The sequence below is a fragment of the Caballeronia sp. LZ008 genome, assembly GCF_031451435.1.
GTDB lineage: Bacteria > Pseudomonadota > Gammaproteobacteria > Burkholderiales > Burkholderiaceae > Caballeronia > Caballeronia zhejiangensis.
Map to the genome: position 1 here is coordinate 2,332,493 of NZ_JARUXK010000001.1, position 21,822 is coordinate 2,354,314.

Below are 21,822 nucleotides of genomic sequence, written 5' to 3' on the forward strand. Positions count from 1 at the left end.
TTAATCCGATTCAAACGGACCATATTGCCAGTCCGATTAACTAATGCTCGGATATGTCTTATTTATTCTTATTTTCGACGCAAAGCTGAGGCGCAAAGTCGCACCGCTCATTGAGAAAAGCAGACGAACGGGAATCAACACGTCAAAGTAAAACGCCGAGGCTGATCTAAGTGATCAGCCTCGGCGTCGAGCCGAACCGCGTTTTGTAGAGATTTAACGCAGCGGCTTTTTCACAAGTTCATCGAGCAAACCGGCGTATCCGCTTACCAGTTCCGCGTTGTCTGGCAGAAAACGCGCGATTGCCGCGCGCTGCTCGTCCCGGTAACGGCCCACGTTCGCATCATGCTGATCGATTGCCTCGACCACGCGGCGCGCCCCTTCGGCAACATTATTGTCTCGGTAGTAGTAACCCAGATCGGTACACAACGTAGCGTTGTGGACAAGCGGATAACCCTGCCAGCAAACCTCCAGATAGAAGTAATTCAGCGGATTTTCCCACTGATGCGACACGACGATATCCGTATGCTCGGCAAGATATGTCGGCGTGTCGAAGCGTCCGAGAAACACCGCCTTGTGGTTCCGCACGATGTCGAGCTGGTTCATCAACACAATGAATTCGCGGCACTGCGTGGCGAGATTCTGCGCGTTGGTCACCTGAAGCAGTTGAATGTCGTCCGGCCGTTCGCGATACGCCAATTCCGCGATCATCGCCGGATAGAGACAGAATTTCACGACGTTGATATTCGGCTCCATCACGCTCAGGCGACGCGGCCCCGCGTGCGGCTGATACTCGCCCGAATGCGGCAACGAAACGGTACGCGCGTTCAGGAACATCGGGCTCCAGATGAACGGCACGACCCGCGCGGTTTGACGACGCATCACCTCGAAGTACGGCGCGCTGATGTTCGCGACTTGCGGAATCATCCAGATGTCGTCATAGCGCTGGTTGACGAACAGGTTGTCGCCGAAAGTGGGTCTGTTGAACAGAATCGACTCCATCGCGTGGACGTATTCGAAACCGCAACAATAAGAGATGAGCCGCGCGCCCCGCTCTTTCAGATAAGCCGTCGCGTTCGCGTCGATCTGGCCGCCGAGTTCGATCAGTACATCGACCTTGTCCTTCGCGTCATCGAATGTGACGGTGGGCCAGCGCTCGAGATCCCAGGGCAATTGGTTCGTGATCGCCACATGCGTCGTGTTGACGAGCACGACGCTCTCGACGTTCGGACAGTTCTTGAGCGCTTCCGCGAGAAACACCGCGTTCTGCTTGATACCGTTGTTCCACAACGTTTCGGCCTCGTGAAACAGGCCGATCGTGATGCCAATTCGCAACTTCTTCATTCCATTTAACTCCGTTGCCTCGCGGCAGATGCCTGAATCCCGAACTCACGCCTTCGCGTAGACGGCCTCGATCGCCTGCGTGTAGATCCGCACGTTGTCTTCGTTTTCCGGATCGAGCGTGTGAAGGAATTTCTTCGCGGTCGCGCGATAGCTTTCGAGATTGGCATCGTGCTCGGCGAAGGCGCGAAGCAACGCGCGGCCGCCTTCTTCGCAATCGAAATCGTGATAGCGATAGCCGCACTCGCCGATCAGATGTGAGTTGTGAATCAGCGGATAGCCGCCGTAGAGCGCTTCGTAATACACGTAGTTCTGCGGGTTTTCCCACTGATGGCTCACGACCGCGTCGACGGAAGCCGGCACGATCTGCGCGAACGGGAAGCGTCCTTCGAAGTTGCCGAGCCCGTGTCTCACATAATCGAGACTGTGCGCGAAACCGACGAACGCCGCGTGATCCTTCAGCTTGAACGTGTTGTAGGCCCATACGCGTTCGAGCATGTCCGGATTCTCGCGATGCGCCACGTCGCAGGCGAGCATCGGGATATAGCTCGTTTCACCATGCAGACGTTCGGCTCGAAAATTCCGACGCGCCAACGCCGGCGCCCCGGCTGATAACCGAACTTCTGACCATTCGGCAGCTTCGCCGCTTCGCGTTCGAGCACGACCGGACTCCACAGGTGCGGCATAAGCTTGACCGGCGCGCGGAAGAGCGTTTCGAAGTACGGTTTGCAACTGACTTCGTATTCCGGCAGCGTCCAGACTTCGTCGTAAGGCGCGCCCGAAATCAGCAGCGCGTGCTGGAGATTGAAGACCATGCGCTCGATATCGATGACATAGTCGTTACCGACGCGCATCGTGATGACCTTGCCGCCCTTCTCGCGGAACTTGATCGCCCATTCCTTGCTGAGTTGCGCGCTCATTTCGATCATGACGTCGAGCTTGGACATGGCCGTTTCCATGTCGATGAGCGGCACAGGCGAATCGGACAGGAAACGCTTTGCGTCTTCGGGGCCGCCGTCGCCGCCGCCCGTCACCAGATAAGTCGATTTCACGCGCGGCGAGCGCATGAGCAACATCACGAGATAAAGGCAGTTCTGGAAGATGCCGTTTTCCCACAGCGACTGCTCGCCTTTGCGGATGAAAATGGAAACGCCGACGTTGATCCGCTCCGGCATGCGGGATTTGCTTTGCATGTTCATACGCCTACCTCGAGCTTGCTGCCCTCACAAAGGTTGATCAACCGTTCGGCGAACGCATCCAGGTTGGCTTGATTGAAAGGACTGACCGCGTCGATGGCGCGCTGTGCGTTTGCGCGATATGCATTGAGATTATCGTCATGCTCGCGGAACGCGCGCAGCAGCTGACGTCCGCCCTCTTGCGCGTCGAAGCCCGGATAGTAGTAGCCGGCATCCTTCAGCCACGGCGAATTGTGGACGAGCGGATAGCCGCCGTAGAGCACATCCAGATACAGGTAATTCTGATCGTTGCCCCACTGATGCGACACGACTGCATCGGCGAATTGCGCCATGAAGCCGGCGATATCGTTACGGCCATGGAACGTCGCCTTCGAGTCTTTCACGATGTCGAGCGAGTTGGCCATGTACATGAGCGTCGGGTGATCTTTCATGTGCATGGAATTGAGCACATGCATGGCGGACACGCTCGAACGATCCGCGCGATACGCCTCTTCGCAGACGAGCATCGGAATGCTCGATGTTTTCACCACCGAAATATTCGGCTCGAACATTGCGACCCGGAAACCTTGCGGCTGGATGGCCGGTTGAGCCGACTTGTCCGCGCGGCGCTCGTAGCCGTAGCGCAGACCGTGCTCCTCGACTTCGACGATGCGGCTCTCGATGAACTGCGGATGCCAGATGAACGGAATGATATGAACGGGACAGCGATGCAGCGTACGCATCATCGGGACGGACGCGCGATCCTTCGACATCAGCCAGACCTGGTCGTAACGGTCCGCGCGCATGACGTGCACGGGCTTGTCGAACACTGGCGCTTCGACGAGCCCCACGTACGGCTGGCCGCAGCAGTAATACGCGACTTTCTTGCCACGCGCGCGCATGAGATCGAGCCATTCGGTGTCGAGCGCGCCGCCCATTTCGAAGATGACGTCGACGGCGTCGGTCGCCTCATGAATCCGCATGATGCGTAGGCCTTTCGACGCGGCGTCCACTTGCGGGGGCAATGCGTTCTGGTCGCCCACGTCGATGAGCGAAACACTCTCGATGAACGGAAGCTTTTGAAGCGCTTCCGACAGAAAGATCACGTTCTGGCCCAGGCCGTTTTGCCAGATGTTTTGGCCTTGATGCGTGACGACTGATATTCCGACTCGGATGGTCATCGGATTGGCATCCTAAAGATATTAAATTTCGCTTTCTGAAGAAGAGGTTCCGCGGCAAGTCGATCTTTCGGCCGGCACGGTTGAACGCTGGTGCGGCGGGATCGGCGCTGGTGCGAGCAGCATCGCGCGGAAGCAAGGAGGAATGGTGCAGAATGCGCCGAACCGTCCTGATCCTCTTCGCTTCCGCGATTGGATATATCGGGGAACTTCTGAAAGCTAAATATATAGAAGAATCTCTAGAATTCCCAGTGAATCAGGGATTAATGAGACTAGTCTTATCCGAGTCTTAAAATGCGCAAAACGTCTTAAACACAATGCGTTTCGAAATTTGGATTTATCCGATTCAAATATTGATCGAATCGCTTGACGAAAAAGCTTGATGTTCGCGCGCTCGACTGACGGCGCACGCGAAAGCATGTCGGAAGACGAGCATCGTCGGGCACGAATTGCCCTGACCGAAAGGCGAAAAAACAAAACGCGCCCCGCCGCTCGCACGGCCGTGACGCGTTTTCGATTAGTGCAGCAATTTACTTATGCGGCGCCAATTCGCTCGCCGCCCGCGCGAGGCGTGTGACTTCTTCCCAGTTCTGCGCGGCGAGCGCGGCCTTCGGCGTGAGCCACGACCCACCGACGCACACCACATTCGGCTGCGCCAGGAAGCTCGATGCGGTTTCCGCCGTGATGCCGCCCGTCGGACAGAATTTCAGGTTCGGGAACGGTCCGTAGAACGCCTGAAGCATCGGAATGCCGCCCGCCTGTTGCGCCGGAAAGAACTTGACGATTTCATAGCCGAGTTCCATCGCCGTGATGATATCGCTTGGCGTCATCACGCCCGGCAGGAGCGGCAATCCGGCGTCCTGCGCGGCCTTGTGCATGTCCTTCGTGAGACCGGGCGACACGCCGAATTGCGCGCCCGCCTTCTTCGCCTGCGCGCAATGCTCCGGCTTCGTGATGGTGCCCACGCCGACGACGATATCGTCCGCCAGTTGGCTCGCGCGCTCGATCGCGCCGATGCCCGCCGGCGTGCGCAGCGTGATTTCCAGCACCTTCACGCCGCCCGCATGCAGCGCACGCGACACGTGCTCGCCTTGCTCGATCGTTTCGAAAGCCAGAACCGGGATCACCGGTCCCAGACGCACGATTTCGCTTACCGTTTTCATTTGATGCGACTCCTGGTTTTTGAGCGGCGCCCTTGGGGTCTGTCCGCGGGTTTCTCTCAGGTTCCGGGCGTTACGCCCTTCGTTGTTCCGTTCAGTGATTCGTGGCGTGCGCCTTGTTCAGCGCCGACGCAGCCGCCCGCGCATTGTCGCGAAGCGCGTTTCGTTCGGGCGCGGCGGCCGTCGCGTGCGCGTGTCCGTCGTGGCTTGCTGCCGCGCCGATCAACGCGCCGAAGACCGACGCGCCCTGCTCCGCCGGCAACGCCGCGCTGCGGAACACGCCGAACAACTCGCGGCCGAAGCCCGCTTCGTTCTCCGCCTGATGCAGCGGCGCCTCGACTTCGCGTGAAGCCCATTCGTTCGCATCGATTTCGATGTCGAGCACGCCCGCGGGCGCGTCGATCACGAGCATGTCGCCGGTGCGGACCTTGCCGAGCGGACCTTGCAGCAGCGCTTCCGGCGATACGTGAATGACCGCCGGCACCTTGCCCGATGCGCCCGACATGCGTCCATCGGTCACTAACGCGACATGGAAGCCCTGATCCTGCAATACGCCCAGAAGCGGCGTCAATCGATGCAACTCCGGCATGCCATTCGCGCGCGCGCCCTGGAAACGCACGACGGCGACGAAATCGCGCTTCAGTTCGCCCTTGTCGAACGCTTCCTGCACTTCTTCCTGCGAATTGAAGACGATGGCCGGCGCCTTCACCACACGATGCTCCGGCGCCACCGCCGAAATCTTGATGACGCCGCGCCCGAGCTTGCCCTGCATCAGCCGCAGTCCGCCGTCCGGCTGGAACGGCTCGCCGATCGCGCGCAGCACCTTCGTGTCGTGGCTCTCTGCCGCGCCGTCGACCCATTGCAGTTTGCCGTCGATGAGCTTCGGCTCCTTGGTGTAATGCGACAGCCCTTTGCCGACGACCGTCTGCACGTCCTCATGCAGCAGCCCGCCTTCGAGCAGATTGCGCACGAGGAACGCGACGCCGCCTGCTGCGTGGAAGTGATTCACATCGGCCTTGCCATTCGGGTAGATCTTCGCGAGCAGCGGTACGACCTGCGACAGCTCGTCGAAATCGTTCCAGTCGATCACGATGCCCGCCGCCCGCGCGATCGCCACGAGATGCAGCGTGTGATTGGTCGAACCGCCCGTCGCGAGCAGCGCAACAATGCCGTTCACGATCGCCTTTTCATCGACGACATGACCGATCGGCGTGTAGTTGCCGCGTTCGAGCGTGATATCGAGCACGCGGCGCGCGGCCTCGGCGGTGAGCGCGTCGCGCAGTTCCGTATGCGGATGCACGAACGCCGCGCTCGGCAGATGCAGGCCCATCACTTCCATCAGCATCTGATTGCTGTTGGCGGTGCCGTAGAACGTGCAGGTGCCGTGACCGTGATACGCCGCCGCTTCGGCTTCGAGCAGCGCGCCGCGATCGCATTTGCCGGTCGCGAATTCCTGGCGCACCTTGGCTTTTTCGTCGTTAGTGAGACCGCTCGTCATCGGGCCGGCTGGGACGAAAATGGTCGGCAGATGGCCGAACTGCAGCGCGCCGATCGCGAGTCCGGGCACGATCTTGTCGCACACGCCGAGGCACAGCGCCGCGTCGAACATGTTGTGCGTCAGCGCGACGGCCGTGCTCATCGCGATGACTTCGCGCGAGAACAGCGACAGCTCCATGCCCGCGTTGCCTTGCGTGATGCCGTCGCACATAGCCGGCACGCCGCCCGCGAATTGCGCGATGCCGCCATGCGCGCGCGCCGCCTGCTTGATGATGTCCGGAAAGCTCTTGTACGGCGCGTGCGCGGAAAGCATCTCGTTGTAGGACGACACGATACCGATGTTCGGCTCGCGCACCGCCTTGATCGCGAACTTTTCCTGGCCCTCGAGGCCGGCGAAGCCGTGCGCGAGATTGGCGCAGGACAGCGCACCGCGCGCCGGGAACAGGCCGTGCGCCGCGTCGATGCGCGCGAGATAGGCTGCGCGCGTCGGCTTGCTGCGTTCGATGATGCGATCGGTGACGTTCTTGAGTTGCGGATGCGGGGAAACCATCGAAGCTCCTTCGTCTCACTCCCGGCTGCCTGCCGTTGAGATTGGGTTGAACATTGCGAGGGACGGCGTTTGAATCGTTGTCTTGTGATGGGCGCCGTGTCTCGCGAGTTTAGGAGAAAAACTACACGATGACAATCGAAAACCTGGCCAGAGCGACAAGCAGTCACATGAACAAGACGCTTATCGCACGGACGTTTACGGGATTTCCCTAAGATTCCGAATCCAACGTATGTAGTATTTGTACAAAACCGATCATCCGTTATAGTCCGTAGCAATTTTCAGAATAGGCGAGAATTCCGATGTTGCTGTCCCAAGTCGAAGCGATGCGCGCGCAACTGCGTCCGTCCGAGCGCAAGCTGGCTGAATACGTGCTGGAAGCGCCGCGCGAGGTGCTCGACCTGTCGATGACCGAATTCGCCGCGCGCGCGGGCGTCAGCCAGCCGACGATTGCGCGTTTCTGTCAGGCGCTCGGCTTTTCGGGATTTCGCGAGTTCAAGATTCGCTTGGCGCAAGGCGTAGCAGCGGATGTTCCCACGGTGTATCGCGACGTACGCACCGACGAACCGGCCGCAGGCGTCGCGGCGAAGGTGCTCGACCGGACCATCGGCGCATTGATCGCGGTGCGCAACAGCCTGTCGTCGGACAGCGTCGCGGCGGCAATCGCGATGCTCGCGGATGCACGGCGCATCGAGTTCTACGGCGCGGGCGGGTCGGGCATCGCCGCGCTCGACATGCAGCACAAATTTTTTCGGTTGGGCGTGCCGTCTGTCGCATACTCGGACCCGCACACCTACACCACCTCGGCGGCGCTTCTCGGTGCGGGCGATGTCGTCGTCGCGATATCGAATACAGGACGCACGCGGGACATTCTCGATGCGTGCCGATCGGCGCTGAACGGCGGGGCGAAGGTTATCGCGATCACGCACGGCAACTCGCCGCTCGCGCGTCTCGCGACAGTCGGATTGTTCGCGAACGTCGATGAAGACACCGACATTTTTTCGCCGATGACATCGCGCGTTTCGCATCTCGCGATCGGCGACATTCTGGCGGTCGGCCTCGCCCTGGCGCGGGGACCCGCGCTGGCGGAAAAGCTTGCGGAAGCGAAGGACGTGCTCGAAGGGCGGCGGGTGGGTGCGTAAGCGGCGAAGTTCGCTTCGACGTCGAACGAAGGGCGATGCATCGCCTATTCTTCCCACAAACCGGATGTCTTGCAGGACCATGCAACATGGACTGTTCCTTCACTGTCGAGCGCTTCGAATCCTGTGTTTATGGCGGAAAGCCGGACGAAGCCATCGCGCTGCTTTGCGAATTCGATCATTACCTGCGCGATGTTCCATTTCCTGATTTGCTGACTCTTGTGGCGCCTTCCGCGATATGGCCGACACCCAGCAGGGAGCGCCAACTCGAACGCTTCGTCAGCCGCGTGGCGGCGGCCATCGTTGCACTCCTCGGGAATACGGAAATCACGCTCACGGAATCGCGGTTTCTGAAATTCTCAGGCTGCCGCTCGCTTGTCCAGCGCTTTCTCGGCGCGGCGCCGCTTACCAATGCAGACCATCTCGCACGGGGTTTTCTTCCGGTGGTCCACGAGGATGGAACCGTGCAACTGCCCTATCCTGACGCGGTGAAACGGCTCAATCTGCTGTGCAATTCCGAATCGCGCCTGACGCTGGATTATTCCGCCTGCATGCGTGCGGACCCCATTCCGACGCTCAATCTCGCCATTGCGACAGCCGGCGAAATGCTTCCCGGCACAACCGAAGCGCACCGCAAACGTGAGGCGCTCCTCAGCTGGCTCGACAGGACACTTGACCAGCAGAGCGATCTCTGGGAAATCGAGATGGACCCGCTGCTGGGCCTTTACATGCACTGCACCTATGCCGAAATCGAGGACAGGCATGCAATCAAACGCAGCATCAACAAGCTCGTGCGCAAGACGCTCGCGGCGACGGGCCTGACCGATCTCGACACGAAGCTCACCGCGTCGCGACGGGCCGAACGAGCCCGACCGCTCATGCTCGTCGTGCTCGAAGCATTCGGCGATGGCCATTCGATCATGCGTACTCATTCGCTCAATTTGCAGGCCGCGCGCGCTCGTTTCGATATCGTCGCGATGTGCGATGCCGACGCAATAGGCGAACTCGGACGGCAGGTCTTCACGCGCGTGATCGAATTGCCAGTCAAAGAAGGCTTCCGTCGCACACTCGCGGCGATTCGCGAATTCGCCGAACGCGAATGCCCCGACGTCCTCTACATGCCGAGCGTGGGCATGTCGTTGTTGACGCTCAACGTGTCGAACATGCGGCTCGCGCCGATTCAGATCGCGGCATTGGGCCATCCCGCGACCACTCGCTCGGACTGTATCGATTACGTCAGCGTGGAAGACGATTACGTCGGCGATCCGGCATGTTTCAGCGAAAAGCTATTGAGACTTCCGAAAGATGGCCAGCCTTATCGACCTTCGGGCGCGATGAAGGCGATCGACTTTCCGGCAAAGAAGCCGTCGGCGGAAATCAACATAGGCATTGCTGCCAGCCTGATGAAGCTCTCGCCCGGTTTTCTGGCGGCATGCCGAAAAATTTCCGAGCGCAGCCGCGCCCCGGTCCGCTTCCATTTTCTGACTAGCGGTGGAAACGCCGTCGCGCTGTTGCACCTGGCGAAATCCGCCGCGGAGACGTTTGCGAAACGGAACGCGCTAATCGTTCCGCAGCAGCCCTACATGAAATACATCCGCTATCTCAACGACATGGACATGTTCCTGAGCCCCTTCCCGTTCGGCAACACGAACGGCATCGTGGACGCGTTCACCGTCGGTTTGCCGGGCGTGTGCAAGACAGGGCGGGAAGTGTTCGAGCGCATCGACGGCGCCATGTTCATGCGCGCGTACATGCCCGGCTGGCTGGTCGCGGACACGGTCGAGGAATATGTCGAAGCGGCGGTCAGGCTCGCGAACAATCACGAAGAACGCGAATCGCTGCGCCGCTACATGCTCGAGAAGAATGTGGTCCAGCGTTTCTTCGAAGGCCGTCCCGAAGTGTTCGGGGAAATGGTCCTCGATCTGGTGAAGCACGAACGCGTCAGAACGGCTTGATCACGACGAGCAGCGTCGCGCCGAGCAGCCCGAGCACCGGCAGCTCGTTATACATCCGATACCACTTGTCCGAACGCTTGTTTTCGCCGCGCTGAAACGTGTGCAGCAAGCGCCCGCAATATGCGTGATAGGCGATCAGCAAGACGACGATCGTCAGCTTAGCGTGCAGCCAGCCCTGCCCCGCGCCGATGCCCACGACGAGCCACAGCCACAGCCCGCACGCGAGCGCGGGCACGGCGATGAACGTCATGAAGCGAAAGAGCTTGCGCGCCATGAGGAGCAGACGCGCGGTGGCCGCGGGGTCTTTCTCCATCGCAAGGTTCACGAAGATGCGCGGCAAATAGAACAGCCCCGCGAACCATGAAGCGACGAGCACGATATGCAGCGATTTGATCCAGAGCATCGGTTCTGATTTTTATTGACGGACTTCGCCGCGCCCCAGCACGACATATTTGAGCGACGTGAGCCCTTCGAGACCGACCGGTCCGCGCGCATGCAGCTTGTCGTTCGAGATGCCGATTTCCGCGCCGAGACCGAATTCGAAGCCGTCCGCGAAACGCGTCGATGCGTTGACCATCACGCTCGCCGAATCGACTTCGCGCAGGAAGCGCATCGCGCGGTCGTGGTCTTCGGTGACGATGGCGTCCGTGTGGTGCGAGCCGTACGTGTTGATGTGCTCGATCGCCTCGTCGAGATCGCCGACGACCTTGATCGCCAGCACCGGCGCCAGATATTCCGTGCTCCAGTCTTCTTCGGTCGCATCGACGAGCGAGCCGACGTGCGCCGCTTCGAGCACGGCGCGCGCTTGCCCATCGACGCGCAACTCGACGTCCTTCGCCTGGAACGCGCGCGCGAGTTGCGGCAGCGCCTCGTTCGCGATGCCGCGCGCGACGAGCAGCGTTTCCATCGTGTTGCAGGTGCCGTAACGATGCGTCTTCGCGTTGTCGCAAATGGCCGCTGCTTTCGCGAGATCGGCGCGATCGTCGACGTAGACGTGGCAGATGCCGTCGAGATGCTTGATCATCGGCACGCGCGCTTCTTCCATCAGGCGCGCGATCAGGCTCTTGCCGCCGCGCGGCACGATCACGTCGACGAATTCGGTCATCGTGATGAGCTTGCCGACCGCCGCGCGATCCGCCGTCTCGACGACCTGCACCGCGTCCTGCGGCAAGCCCGCCGCTTCGAGCCCGACGCCGATCAGCTTCGCGAGCGCCGTGTTGCACTCGAGCGCCTCGGAGCCGCCACGCAGAATGGTCGCGTTGCCGGATTTGAGACAGAGCGCGGCGGCGTCGATGGTCACGTTGGGCCGCGATTCGTAGATGATGCCGATCACGCCGAGCGGCACGCGCATCTGCCCGACCTGAATGCCGCTCGGACGGAACTTGAGCCCGCTGATCTCGCCGATCGGATCGGCGAGCGCGGCGACCTGACGCAAGCCTTCGACCATCGTGTTCAGCGCCTTGTCCGAAAGCGTCAGGCGGTCGATGAACGCCGCGTCGTGACCCTTCTCGCGCGCGCGGGCGAGATCGCGCGCATTCGCTTCCTTGAGCGCTTCGCGCTCGCGCTCGATGGCGTCGGCCACCTTGATGAGCGCCGCGTTCTTCGCCGCCGTGGACGCCCGCGCCATCGCGCGCGAAGCCTTGCGGGCGCGGCGGCCGAGGTCGGTCATGTATTGATCGATGTTCATCGTGGGTCTCGTTGCGTCGGCGCTGCGCGCGTCGAAAAGTTCATTCTAAGCTGTTGCACAGATTGCAACAGCGCGTGACGGAAGCGTTCTAGCGACGCGGTCGTGGCGCTGGCGCGCGCTGCGCCGTCTTGCCGCCGTGCGCGACGGCCATCGCCAGTTCGAACATGCCGGCCCACGGATCCGGCGGCGGCTCGCTGCCGCGCTTGCCCGTGCTGCCCGACAGTCCCTTCACCTGCCGATCCAGCCGCGCCGCCAGCGACAGCGCCTTTTCCAGCGCCTCGTCCGTCACGCGCGAGAGCGCCGGGCCGATCAGCCGTTCGCGCGGGCCCCAGACGCGGTTCTCGCGCATGAGTGTCGCGAGCGGCTTGCCCGATGCGACGCCGCGCTTGATGCGCAGCAGCGTGCGAACTTCCTCGACGAGCGCCCACAGCACGAGCACTGCCGCCTCGCCTTCGCCTTTGAGGCCATCGAGCATGCGCGCGAGACGGCCGACATCGCCCGTCAGCATCGCTTCGTTGAGTTTGAACACGTCGTAGCGCGCGACGTTCAGCACCGCGTCGTGAATCTGCTCGAACGTGAGCACGCCCTCGGGATACAGCAGCCCGAGCTTCTGGATTTCCTGATGCGCGGCGAGCAAATTGCCTTCCACGCGTTCCGCGATGAACGACAGCGCGCGCCGCCCTTCCTCGCCCGGCGCGACACGCTGGCCTTGCTGCGCGAGGCGCTGGCCAACCCACATGGGCAATTGCGCGCGCTCGATCCGATCGACCTTCAACGCGACGCCCGCGCCCAGCAACGCCGTGAACCAGCCGGATTTCTGCGTCGCGCCGTCGAGACGCGGCAGCGTGACGAGTGTCACGACGTCCGGGTTATCGGCGTCGGCGAGCGTCTTCAGCGCTTCCGCGCCTTCCTTGCCGGGCTTGCCGGTCGGAATGCGCAGTTCGATCAGTTGACGGTCGCCGAACAGCGACATCGACTGCGTTGCGCCGATGAGCGCGCTCCAGTCGAATCCACGCTCGACCGTGAACACAGTGCGATCCGTGAAGCCCGCCGCGCGCGCCGTTGCCCGAATGCGGTCGCACGCTTCCTGCGCGAGCAGATGCTCGTCGCCGTAGACGACGTACAGCCCTTTCAGGCCTTTCGCGAGATGCGCTTCGAGCGCGTCGAGCTTCAGTTGCATGATGCCAAGCGAACCCGGCCGATCAAAGCGGCGGCACCGGCAGCGGCGCGCGCGGCGAGACGCCCGGCGTCTGCTCGCCCGGCGCCGGATGCAGCGAACGCACCGTCGCGAGACGGCGCGTCAGCTGATCGACCGCGTCGTTGCGCATGTCGTTGTAGAGCAGCGTCGCTTCCTGCGATTTCGCGAGCGTGTATTGATCGCTGTATGTCATCGAGCGATTCAGCGCGATGGTGCTCGGCGGAATCAGTAACGTGCCGTCGGCGCCGAGCAGTGTGTAGTTCAGCGAGAAGACGAGCTCGTATTCCTGGATCACGCCCTGCGCGTTCAGGCTCAGCGTGCGCATGCCCTGGCCTTCGTTCAGATTGAGCGTCGCGTCCGGCTTCTCGAACGGTTTGACGATCACGGTGTCGCTGCCGCCCTGAACCATGCGCTCGAGGCGCGCGACCATCTGCGGCGTGCCGCCGGTGATCGCGAGCCGCTTGAACGCGTAGTCCTGCTGGCCGCGAAGCTGGAAGCCGCACGCGGACAGCATCGCCGCGCCGCCGAGGAGCGGGACGAACGAGAGAAACGAGCGCCTGCTCGCGCTGACTTTGCCGGTCACATCCACTCCCTTGGTTGTGCGCATCAGACGACCACGTTGACGAGACGCCCCGGCACCACGATCACCTTCTTCGGTGTGCGGCCTTCGGCGAACTTCTCGAACATTTCGTGCGCGATCGCGGCCTTTTCGATGTCTTCGCGCGATGCCTCCTTCGCGACCGTCAGCGCACCGCGTACCTTGCCGTTGACCTGCAGCACCAGCTCGATTTCCGACTGCTCGAGCGCGGCTTCGTCGACCCTCGGCCAGGGCGCGTCGAGGAGCGGGCCGAATTCCTTCTCGTAGCCGAGTTCCGACCACAACTGGAACGTGATGTGCGGCACGACCGGATACAGCACGCGCAACAGCACGCCGAAGGTTTCGTTCAGCACGCCGGCGCCGACGTTCTTCGCGCCTTCGACCGCGTTGAGCATCTTCATGGCGGCGGACACGACCGTGTTGTACTGCAGACGGCCGTAGTCGAAATCGGCCTGCTTCAGCACGGTATAGATTTCGCGGCGCAAGGTCTTCTCGGCGTCGCCGAGTTTCGATGCGTCGAGCTTCGCGTGCTGACGCAGCGCATCGGCGTTGTCATGCGCGAAGTGCCACACGCGGCGCAGGAAGCGGCTCGCGCCTTCGACGCCCGCGCCCGACCATTCGAGCGACTGCTCGGGCGGTGCGGCGAACATCACGAAAAGGCGGGCCGTGTCGGCGCCGTACTGATCGATCAGCGTTTGCGGATCGACGCCGTTGTTCTTCGACTTCGACATCTTCTCGACGCCGCCGAGCACGACCGGCTGGCCGTCCGCGTTCAGCGTCGCGCCCGTCGGGCGGCCCTTTTCATCGTGCGTGACCGTGACTTCGAGCGGGTTGTACCAAGTCTTCTTGCCGCTCGCGTCCTCGCGATAGAACGTTTCGTTCAGCACCATGCCCTGCGTGAGCAGATTCTTCGCGGGCTCGCTGAACTTGATGAGGCCCATGTCGCGCATGACCTTGGTCCAGAAGCGCGAGTACAAGAGGTGCAGAATCGCGTGCTCGATGCCGCCGATGTACTGATCCATCGGCATCCAGTAATCGGTGCGCTCGTCGACCATCGTCGGCGCGTCCGGCGCGGTGTAGCGCGAGAAGTACCAGGACGAATCGACGAAGGTGTCCATCGTGTCGGTTTCGCGCTTCGCCGCCGCGCCGCACTTCGGGCACGTGCAGTTCACGAACGCTTCCGACTTCGCGAGCGGGTTGCCCGAGCCGTCCGGCACGAGGTCTTCCGGCAGCACGACCGGCAGATCTTTCTCCGGCACCGGCACGTCGCCGCACGACGGGCAATGGATGATCGGAATCGGCGTGCCCCAGTAGCGCTGGCGCGAGATGCCCCAGTCGCGCAAACGCCAGGTGACCTGCTTGTCGCCGAGGTTCTTCGCCTTCAGATCGGCGGCGATCGCGTCGATGGCTTCTTCCGTCGTCAGGCCGTCGTACTTGCCGCTGTTGATGAGCCTGCCCGCGGTCTTGTCGCCGTACCATTCTTGCCAGGCGTCGGTCGAGTACGTCTTGCCCTCGACATCGATCACCTGTTTGATCGGCAGCTTGTACTTCTTCGCGAACGCGAAATCGCGCTCGTCGTGCGCCGGCACGCCCATCACCGCGCCTTCGCCGTAGGACATCAGCACGTAATTGCCGATCCACACTTCGACTTGTGCGCCCGTCAGCGGATGCGTGACGAAGAAGCCGGTCGGCACGCCCTTCTTTTCCATCGTCGCGACATCGGCTTCGGCCACGCCACCGCGCTTGCATTCGTCGATGAACGCCTGGAGATCGGCGTTGTCGCGCGCGAGGCGCGTGGCGAGCGGATGCTCCGCCGCGACCGCCGCGAACGTGACGCCCATGATCGTGTCGGCGCGCGTGGTGAATACGCGCAACAGTTTCGCTTCGCCGTCGATTTCATACGGGAAGCCGAAGTTCACGCCGAAGCTCTTGCCGATCCAGTTCTGCTGCATGATCTTGACGCGCTCGGGCCAGCCGAGGCCGTCGAGATCGTCGAGCAGTTGATCCGCGTAATCGGTGATGCGCAGGTAGTACATCGGGATTTCGCGCTTTTCGACGAGCGCGCCCGAGCGCCAGCCGCGCCCGTCGATGACCTGCTCGTTGGCGAGCACGGTCTGATCGACCGGATCCCAGTTGACCGTGCCCGTCTTCTTGTACGCGATGCCCTTTTCCAGCATCTTCAGGAACAGCCACTGGTTCCACTTGTAGTAATCCGGCGAGCAGGTGGCGACTTCGCGCGACCAGTCGATGGCGAGGCCCATCGACTGCATCTGCTTCTTCATGTACGCGATGTTCTCGTACGTCCACTTCGCCGGCGGCACGTTGTTCGCCATCGCCGCGTTTTCGGCGGGCATGCCGAACGCGTCCCAGCCCATCGGCATCAGCGTGTTGTGGCCGTTCATACGCAAGTAACGGTACATCACGTCGTTGATGGTGTAGTTGCGCACGTGACCCATGTGCAGCTTGCCCGACGGATACGGCAGCATCGAGACGCAATAGAACTTGGGCTTGGCCGACGTCTCGGTCGTCCGGTAGACGTCGTTCGCGCGCCAGTTGCTCTGCGCGGCGGATTCGACGTCGGCGGGTGCGTATTTATCGTGCATGGTGTGGTTTGGCTTTCGGCAAATGCTGGGAACGGACTTTGGGACTCGCCGCTATCGATTCGGGCAACGAGTCCGGGCGCTGCGGCATTGCTGACACGGCGCGGCGTCGGAATTCGGGCCTGCTGGCTCGGGCCAAGGCCCGCCGAACGGGGAAACCGCGATTATACCGTTCGATGCGCGCCGGTTCGCGCGCTTATTGCGCGCGCGCTGGCTGCTGCGGTTTCGCGGGCTGCGTGACGAAGCCGATGCGCTCCAGACCGGCCTGCTGCGCCGCGCCCATTACCTGCGCGATGACGTCGTAGCGCGTCGCGCTCGACGCCCGCAGATGCAGTTCCGGCTTCTGCGCGCTCTTGCCCGCGTCGGCGAAACGCGCGCGCATCTGATCGAAAGTGACGGGCGTGTCGTTCCAGAAGAGCTTGCCGGCGTCGTCGATGGACAGCGTGACGGTTTGCGGCGTCTCGCGCGCGGGCTGCGACGAGACTTTCGGCAAATCGAGCCGGATCGCGTGCGTGAAAAGCGGCGCGGTGATGATGAAGATGACGAGCAGCACGAGCATGACGTCGATGAGCGGCGTCATGTTGATGTCCGCCATCGGCGCACCGTTCGTCTTCTTGTCGAGTCCGCCGAAGGCCATCGCCGCGTTCCTATTCGGCCGGACCGCACACGAACGCATGCAGATCGTGCGCGAATCCGTCGAGTTCCTCGGAAATCTGCCGCACGTAGCGCCCGAGAATGTTGTACGCGAGCACGGCGGGAATCGCGACGACGAGACCGAACGCCGTCATGATGAGCGCCTCGCCGACCGGCCCGGCGACGTTTTCGATCATCGCCTGACCGCTCGACGCGATGTTCGACAGCGCGTGATAAATGCCCCAGACGGTGCCGAGCAAGCCGACGAAAGGCGCCGTGCTCCCCACCGATGCGAGCAGAACCTGACCGAATTCGAGCCTTCGTTGCGAACGCTGCAACGCATGACGCAGCGCGCGCAACACGCGCTCGCTGCGCTCGACGCGGGCGAGCATCGCGCCGGGCATTTCAGCTTCCGATGAGCGCCACGCGGCTTCAGCGAGTGGCAGGAACACACGCTCGCGATCCGCGCGCTGCAATGCGCCGATGCCATCCTTCAAACTCGGCGCCTGCCAGAAACGCTGCAATGCGCGCGGACCTTGCCACTTGGCGCGCGCCAGAATCCACGCCTTCACGAGCAGGAAACACCAGCTCGCGAGCGACATGGCGAGCAGCAGACCCGCGACCGCGTGCGTCACGGCATCGCCGGATTGAAGGTAATGAATGACGCCCGTTGCTGCCATAAAAAATCAGCGCAGGCCGAGTACGTCCTGCATGTCGAAGAAGCCCTTGTCGTGCCCTTCGAGGAAACGCGCGGCGCGCAGCGCGCCCTGCGCGTACGACAGACGGCTCGCCGACTTGTGCGTGATTTCGATGCGCTCGCCGATGCCCGCGAAGAGCACCGTGTGATCGCCGACGATATCGCCGCCGCGAATCGCGGAAAAGCCGATCGTCGACGGATCGCGCTCGCCGGTCACGCCTTCGCGCGCGTACACGGCGCAGTCCTTCAGATCGCGGCCGAGCGCCTTGGCGATCACTTCGCCCATGCCGAGCGCGGTGCCCGACGGCGCATCCACCTTATGACGATGGTGCGCCTCGATGATCTCGATGTCGTAGCCGGTCGCGAAATGCTTCGCGGCGAATTCGAGCAGCTTCAACGTGACGTTCACGCCGACGCTCATGTTCGGCGCGAACACGACGCCGATCTTCTCGCCCGCCTGCTTCAGTTGCGCCTTTTGCTCGTCCGAAAAACCGGTCGTGCCGACGATCATCTTCACGTTGTGCCGCAGCGCCGCTGCCAGATGCGCCATCGTGCCTTCGGGACGCGTGAAGTCGATGAGGGCGTCGGCGTCGGCGAACACGCCCTCGATGTCGTCCGTCAGCAACACGCCCGTGGTCTTGCCGAGGAACGCGCCCGCGTCCTGTCCGAGCTGCGGCGCGCCGGGGCGGTCGAGGGCGCCGGCGAGTTGCGCTTCGGGCTCGTTGAGGACGGTTTCGATCAGCATCCGGCCCATGCGGCCCGACGCGCCGGCAATGGCGATCTTCATGGCAGTCTCGTGTTGAATCGCGCGCGGCACGCGCGACGGATGATGCGAATGGGCTGTGCGGATGAAGCGGCGCCGCGTCGACGCATGGCGCGGCTTCGTCCTCGAGCGGCTGAACTGCTTACTGGCTTTGCTGCGGCAGATAGAACTGCGCCTGGCCGCTTGCGTTGGCCGGAGCCGGCGACGAACCCGCCGGACCGACCGCGCTGCTGTCCGGAATGTTGATCGTCTGCGGGCGGCGCTGCAGCTGAATCTGCGAGTTGCTGCCGGAACTGTTGGTGGAACCCGGCGCGCCGCCCGAGCTCGTCGGCGCGCTGCTGAACGCCGAGGAGCGCTGACGCCCCGTCGGCATTTCGACTTGCGCCGTTGCGCGGTTCGCGGCCTGCGCGGCTTCCTGGTTCGCATCGCCGGCAAATGCCGCTGCCGTATTCGGTTGCGTCGACGGCTCGCCGACCGGCGCTGTCACCGCCGCGGTCGACGCCACCGGCGCGGATGCCGCCGCCGGCGTCGCGGGCTTCGCGACCTTGACGCCCTTGTCGCCGTCGATTTCGGCGAGCAGCTCGAGGTTCGACGGCAGATTCTCGCCGCCCGACCAGCTCACGACGCGATCGCTCGCGAAGTTGACGACGAAGTCACGCTGCTGAACGACGGATGTCGACCCACGCTTGAAATAGAACACGTAGTCCCAGCGATCGGCGTGGAACATGTCCGTCAGAAGCGGCGTGCCGAGGAGTTGCTTCACCTGATCACGCGACATGCCGACCTGCATCTGCGCCGCGGCTTCCGCCGAAACGAAATTGCCTTGCACAACCGTGATCCGGTACGGCGTGATGCTTTGCGCGATCTTCTGCGTGACGCTGTCGTACGTCGAGCAGCCGGCGAGCAATGCGGCCAAGGTTGCTGCTATTACGGTTCCCCGCATGCGACGGCTCTCCCTGCAATTCGATAAATATTTGGAAAACATTTCACCTTTCACGCGAGGCGCTTCAAGGCCGCACTCATTTCGGCCCTCATTAGCTAATTCACCTTGACGCCTTGACGCCGCTTGGGATGTCAGGATTTGGCAAAACGCATTACTATGAGAACCTTGAATTGTACTCTAGGGATGCCTAGCCATGACCAATCCCGCCGATCTCAAGAATATCGGGCTCAAGGCGACCCTGCCCCGCCTCAAGATTCTCGAAATTTTCCAGCACAGTCCGGTGCGCCATCTGACCGCTGAAGACGTGTATCGAAGCCTGCTCAACGAAGAGCTCGATATCGGTCTTGCGACGGTTTATCGCGTGCTCACACAGTTCGAGCAAGCCGGCCTGCTGTCGCGAAGCAATTTCGAATCGGGCAAGGCCGTCTTCGAGCTCAACGAGGGATCACACCACGATCACCTCGTGTGCATCGACTGCGGCCGCGTCGAAGAGTTTTTCGATGCGGAGATCGAACGCCGTCAGCAATCGATCGCGAAGGAACGCGGTTTCAAGCTCCACGAGCATGCGCTCGCGCTGTACGGCGCATGCACGAAGGAAAACTGCCCGCACCGCAAGCATTGAGCTTCGCGCGCCGCTCTTGGGCGCGCGGATGAAAAACCGCCGTTCATCTCGCGATGGACGGCGGTTTCGTTTCGCCCGTACGTTTCATGTTATGCGCATGCGATCGATTCGCATTGCATTTCGATTACCGCATGTTGTATCAAGCTGCGCGCGCGGCCGCTTCGATCAGCGCGTAACGTTCGGGCAGGTCGATTTCGTCGCAATTCGGCAAGTCGCCGCCGCGATCGACGACGATGAAATCGCCCGGCTCGTCGAGCACGATCAGCGGGTGATGCCACACGCCGCGCGCATAGTTCACGCCCTGCCAGCCGCACGCGTAAAAGGCCCGCAGACCAGCCGCATCGAACTCGCCCGCAGGCGCGACGACCACGAGATAGCGCACGTCCGCGAGCGGCACGAAAGCCTGACTGCCGAGCGGATGGCGCTCCATCATCGAAACCACGACCGGCTGCGGGCGCGGCCGGCCGCGAAACACGTTGATAAGCGGCCGCCCTCCGCTTTCGAAGCCGACTTCCACGTTCGCGAGATCGTGAAAGCGCTCCGTCGTGCCCGCGTTGATCGGGAAATGACGCGCGCCTTCGAGTTCGATGACATCGCCGAACGGGGCGAAGGCTTCGCGCGTGAGCGGTTCGAGCGTCAATGTTTTCATTCGATTCCTCCGAAGATGCGCGATTCCGCGAGGTGCGTGTCGCGACAGTCGGTCATTTCAATGCCCGGGTTGCGTCGAGTCAGATCGCGTGTGCGTGTTCGTTGCCGTGCGCGCCTTGCTCCGATTGCGGCGCGGCGGGCACGAAGCGATACTCGGCGTCCTGATCGAGCACGCGTTGGGCGCGCGCCCGGTCGATGTCGTTCTCCCAGACGCCGACGACCACCGTCGCCACGCAGTTGCCGATCAGATTCGTCACCGCGCGCGCGATGCCGACGAACCAGTCGACCGGCAGGATCAGCACGAGGCCGAGCACGGGAATGGCGGGAATGGCGGAGAGCGTCGCGGCAAGAATCACGATCGCGGAGCCGGGAATGCCGTGCGCGCCCTTCGACGTCACCAGCGACACGAGCACGACGACGATCAGGTCATGCATCGACAGCGGCGTGTTGGTCGCCTGCGCGATGAAGATCACCGCGAGCGTGAGATAGATCGAGAAGCCGTCGAGGTTGAACGAGTAGCCGGTCGGAATCACGAGACCGACGGTCGAATCCTTCACGCCCATCCATTCGAGCTTGCGCATGATCTGCGGCAGCACGGCATCCGACGACGCGGTGCCGAGCACGATCGACAATTCCTCGCGCAGATAGCGCACGAGCTTGAAGATCGAGAAGCCCGCGAGGCGCATCACGATACCCAGCACGACGAACACGAACAGGAAGCAGCTCGCGTAGAACACAATCACGAGCAGGCCGAGCTGCTTGAGCGACGCGACGCCGTACTGGCCGGTCGTGAAGGCGATCGCGCCGAGCACGCCGAGCGGCGCGAGCTTGATGATGAACGCCATGATGCGGAAAAACACATGCGACAGCTCGTCGATGAAAACCGTCACGCGCTGTGCCTTTTCGCCGAGCATCGAGAGCGCCGAGCCGAACAGGATCGCGAACACGAGCACTTGCAGGATGTCGCCTTTGGCGAAAGCGTCGATCGCGGTGTCGGGGATGATCTTCAACAGGAAGCCCGCGGTGTCCTTCAGGCTTTTTGCGTGCTCCGTGTAGGTCGCGAGCGACGCGGCATTGAGCGAGTGCAGATCGATATTCATGCCGACGCCCGGCCGCGTGAACCATGCGAGCAGCGCGCCGATGACAAGTGCGAGCGTCGTCATGATCTCGAAGTAGACGACCGCCTTCAGCCCGACGCGTCCCACTTTCTTCAGATCGCCCGCGCTCGCCATGCCGCTCACGACGACGCAGAACACGATCGGCCCGATCACCATCTTGATGAGCTTCAGGAAACCGTCGCCCAAAGGCCGCAACGACTGGCCGAAATGCGGAAACAGCGCGCCGACCACCACGCCGATGACCAGCGCGATCATCACCCTGCCGAACAGCGAATTCAGAAATCTCGACACGACCGTCTCCTCGTGTAATGTCTCGGGACCAGAGC

General features: G+C 62.3%; 18 protein-coding genes and 1 pseudogene. 3 read left to right on the plus strand and 16 right to left on the minus strand.

Annotation, left to right across the window (positions count from 1 at the left end; translation table 11 throughout):
* Positions 1 to 213: 213 nt before the first annotated feature.
* The 5 genes and pseudogenes from QCE49_RS10855 to edd all read right to left on the minus strand — a co-directional run bounded on the left by QCE49_RS10855 (position 214) and on the right by edd (position 6,898).
* Positions 214 to 1,341, minus strand: coding sequence for a DUF2827 domain-containing protein (locus tag QCE49_RS10855; protein ID WP_250435171.1), 1,128 nt, complete (start codon positions 1,339 to 1,341; stop codon positions 214 to 216).
* 45 nt (positions 1,342 to 1,386) lie between these two features.
* Positions 1,387 to 2,537 (minus strand): annotated as a pseudogene (locus tag QCE49_RS10860) (DUF2827 domain-containing protein).
* Positions 2,534 to 3,694 (minus strand): DUF2827 domain-containing protein, encoded by a 1,161-nt coding sequence (locus QCE49_RS10865; protein WP_284508459.1) that lies wholly within the window; start codon positions 3,692 to 3,694, stop codon positions 2,534 to 2,536. The pseudogene QCE49_RS10860 and the gene QCE49_RS10865 overlap by 4 nt, the downstream one beginning before the upstream one ends.
* Positions 3,695 to 4,221: 527 nt before the next feature.
* Entirely contained in the window at positions 4,222 to 4,854 is a 633-nt protein-coding gene (gene eda, locus QCE49_RS10870; RefSeq protein ID WP_008342842.1) for a bifunctional 4-hydroxy-2-oxoglutarate aldolase/2-dehydro-3-deoxy-phosphogluconate aldolase, read from the minus strand.
* 91 nt (positions 4,855 to 4,945) lie between these two features.
* Positions 4,946 to 6,898, minus strand: a complete 1,953-nt coding sequence (gene edd / locus QCE49_RS10875; RefSeq protein ID WP_239295135.1) for a phosphogluconate dehydratase — start codon at positions 6,896 to 6,898, stop codon at positions 4,946 to 4,948.
* A 299-nt stretch (positions 6,899 to 7,197) separates the two neighbouring features.
* Here edd and QCE49_RS10880 point away from each other — a divergent pair, with 299 nt between their 5' ends.
* Positions 7,198 to 8,037: a MurR/RpiR family transcriptional regulator gene (locus QCE49_RS10880; protein ID WP_241814131.1), complete on the plus strand. Its 840-nt coding sequence runs from the start codon at positions 7,198 to 7,200 to the stop codon at positions 8,035 to 8,037.
* Positions 8,038 to 8,123: 86 nt separating this feature from the next.
* The gene (locus QCE49_RS10885; RefSeq protein ID WP_250460666.1) at positions 8,124 to 9,989 is read left to right on the plus strand and encodes a hypothetical protein; all 1,866 of its coding nucleotides are present in this window, start codon (positions 8,124 to 8,126) and stop codon (positions 9,987 to 9,989) included.
* Here QCE49_RS10885 and QCE49_RS10890 read toward each other — a convergent pair.
* From QCE49_RS10890 to QCE49_RS10930, 9 genes are all read right to left on the minus strand, one after another.
* Positions 9,976 to 10,392, minus strand: coding sequence for a CopD family protein (locus QCE49_RS10890; RefSeq protein ID WP_008342849.1), 417 nt, complete (start codon positions 10,390 to 10,392; stop codon positions 9,976 to 9,978). The genes QCE49_RS10885 and QCE49_RS10890 overlap by 14 nt on opposite strands.
* Positions 10,393 to 10,404: 12 nt before the next feature.
* A complete protein-coding gene (locus QCE49_RS10895; protein WP_250435180.1) occupies positions 10,405 to 11,676 on the minus strand; it encodes a glutamate-5-semialdehyde dehydrogenase in 1,272 nt (423 codons plus the stop codon).
* Between the two features lie 88 nt (positions 11,677 to 11,764).
* The gene (gene holA / locus QCE49_RS10900; protein WP_250459015.1) at positions 11,765 to 12,856 is read right to left on the minus strand and encodes a DNA polymerase III subunit delta; all 1,092 of its coding nucleotides are present in this window, start codon (positions 12,854 to 12,856) and stop codon (positions 11,765 to 11,767) included.
* A 22-nt stretch (positions 12,857 to 12,878) separates the two neighbouring features.
* A complete protein-coding gene (gene lptE, locus QCE49_RS10905) occupies positions 12,879 to 13,388 on the minus strand; it encodes an LPS assembly lipoprotein LptE (protein WP_409014118.1) in 510 nt (169 codons plus the stop codon).
* A 92-nt stretch (positions 13,389 to 13,480) separates the two neighbouring features.
* Positions 13,481 to 16,075, minus strand: coding sequence for a leucine--tRNA ligase (gene leuS / locus QCE49_RS10910; RefSeq protein ID WP_250459013.1), 2,595 nt, complete (start codon positions 16,073 to 16,075; stop codon positions 13,481 to 13,483).
* A gap of 193 nt (positions 16,076 to 16,268) precedes the next feature.
* The gene (locus QCE49_RS10915; protein WP_239295142.1) at positions 16,269 to 16,709 is read right to left on the minus strand and encodes a biopolymer transporter ExbD; all 441 of its coding nucleotides are present in this window, start codon (positions 16,707 to 16,709) and stop codon (positions 16,269 to 16,271) included.
* A 10-nt stretch (positions 16,710 to 16,719) separates the two neighbouring features.
* Complete coding sequence (locus QCE49_RS10920) at positions 16,720 to 17,385, minus strand: MotA/TolQ/ExbB proton channel family protein (RefSeq protein ID WP_250459003.1); 666 nt, start codon at positions 17,383 to 17,385, stop codon at positions 16,720 to 16,722.
* A 6-nt stretch (positions 17,386 to 17,391) separates the two neighbouring features.
* On the minus strand, positions 17,392 to 18,189 hold the full coding sequence (gene dapB, locus QCE49_RS10925; protein ID WP_250459001.1) for a 4-hydroxy-tetrahydrodipicolinate reductase: 798 nt from the start codon (positions 18,187 to 18,189) through the stop codon (positions 17,392 to 17,394).
* 118 nt (positions 18,190 to 18,307) lie between these two features.
* Entirely contained in the window at positions 18,308 to 19,108 is an 801-nt protein-coding gene (locus tag QCE49_RS10930) for an outer membrane protein assembly factor BamE (RefSeq protein WP_033537302.1), read from the minus strand.
* 193 nt (positions 19,109 to 19,301) lie between these two features.
* On the opposite strand from QCE49_RS10930, the gene fur reads away from it, so the two are divergent.
* Positions 19,302 to 19,730: a ferric iron uptake transcriptional regulator gene (gene fur, locus QCE49_RS10935; protein WP_008342866.1), complete on the plus strand. Its 429-nt coding sequence runs from the start codon at positions 19,302 to 19,304 to the stop codon at positions 19,728 to 19,730.
* A gap of 139 nt (positions 19,731 to 19,869) precedes the next feature.
* Here the strand turns inward: fur and QCE49_RS10940 are convergent, their stop codons facing one another.
* Together QCE49_RS10940 and QCE49_RS10945 are read right to left on the minus strand one after the other, a co-directional pair.
* A complete protein-coding gene (locus QCE49_RS10940) occupies positions 19,870 to 20,379 on the minus strand; it encodes an ureidoglycolate lyase (protein WP_250458999.1) in 510 nt (169 codons plus the stop codon).
* A 79-nt stretch (positions 20,380 to 20,458) separates the two neighbouring features.
* The gene (locus QCE49_RS10945; RefSeq protein ID WP_239295146.1) at positions 20,459 to 21,787 is read right to left on the minus strand and encodes a C4-dicarboxylate transporter DctA; all 1,329 of its coding nucleotides are present in this window, start codon (positions 21,785 to 21,787) and stop codon (positions 20,459 to 20,461) included.
* Positions 21,788 to 21,822: the final 35 nt, after the last annotated feature.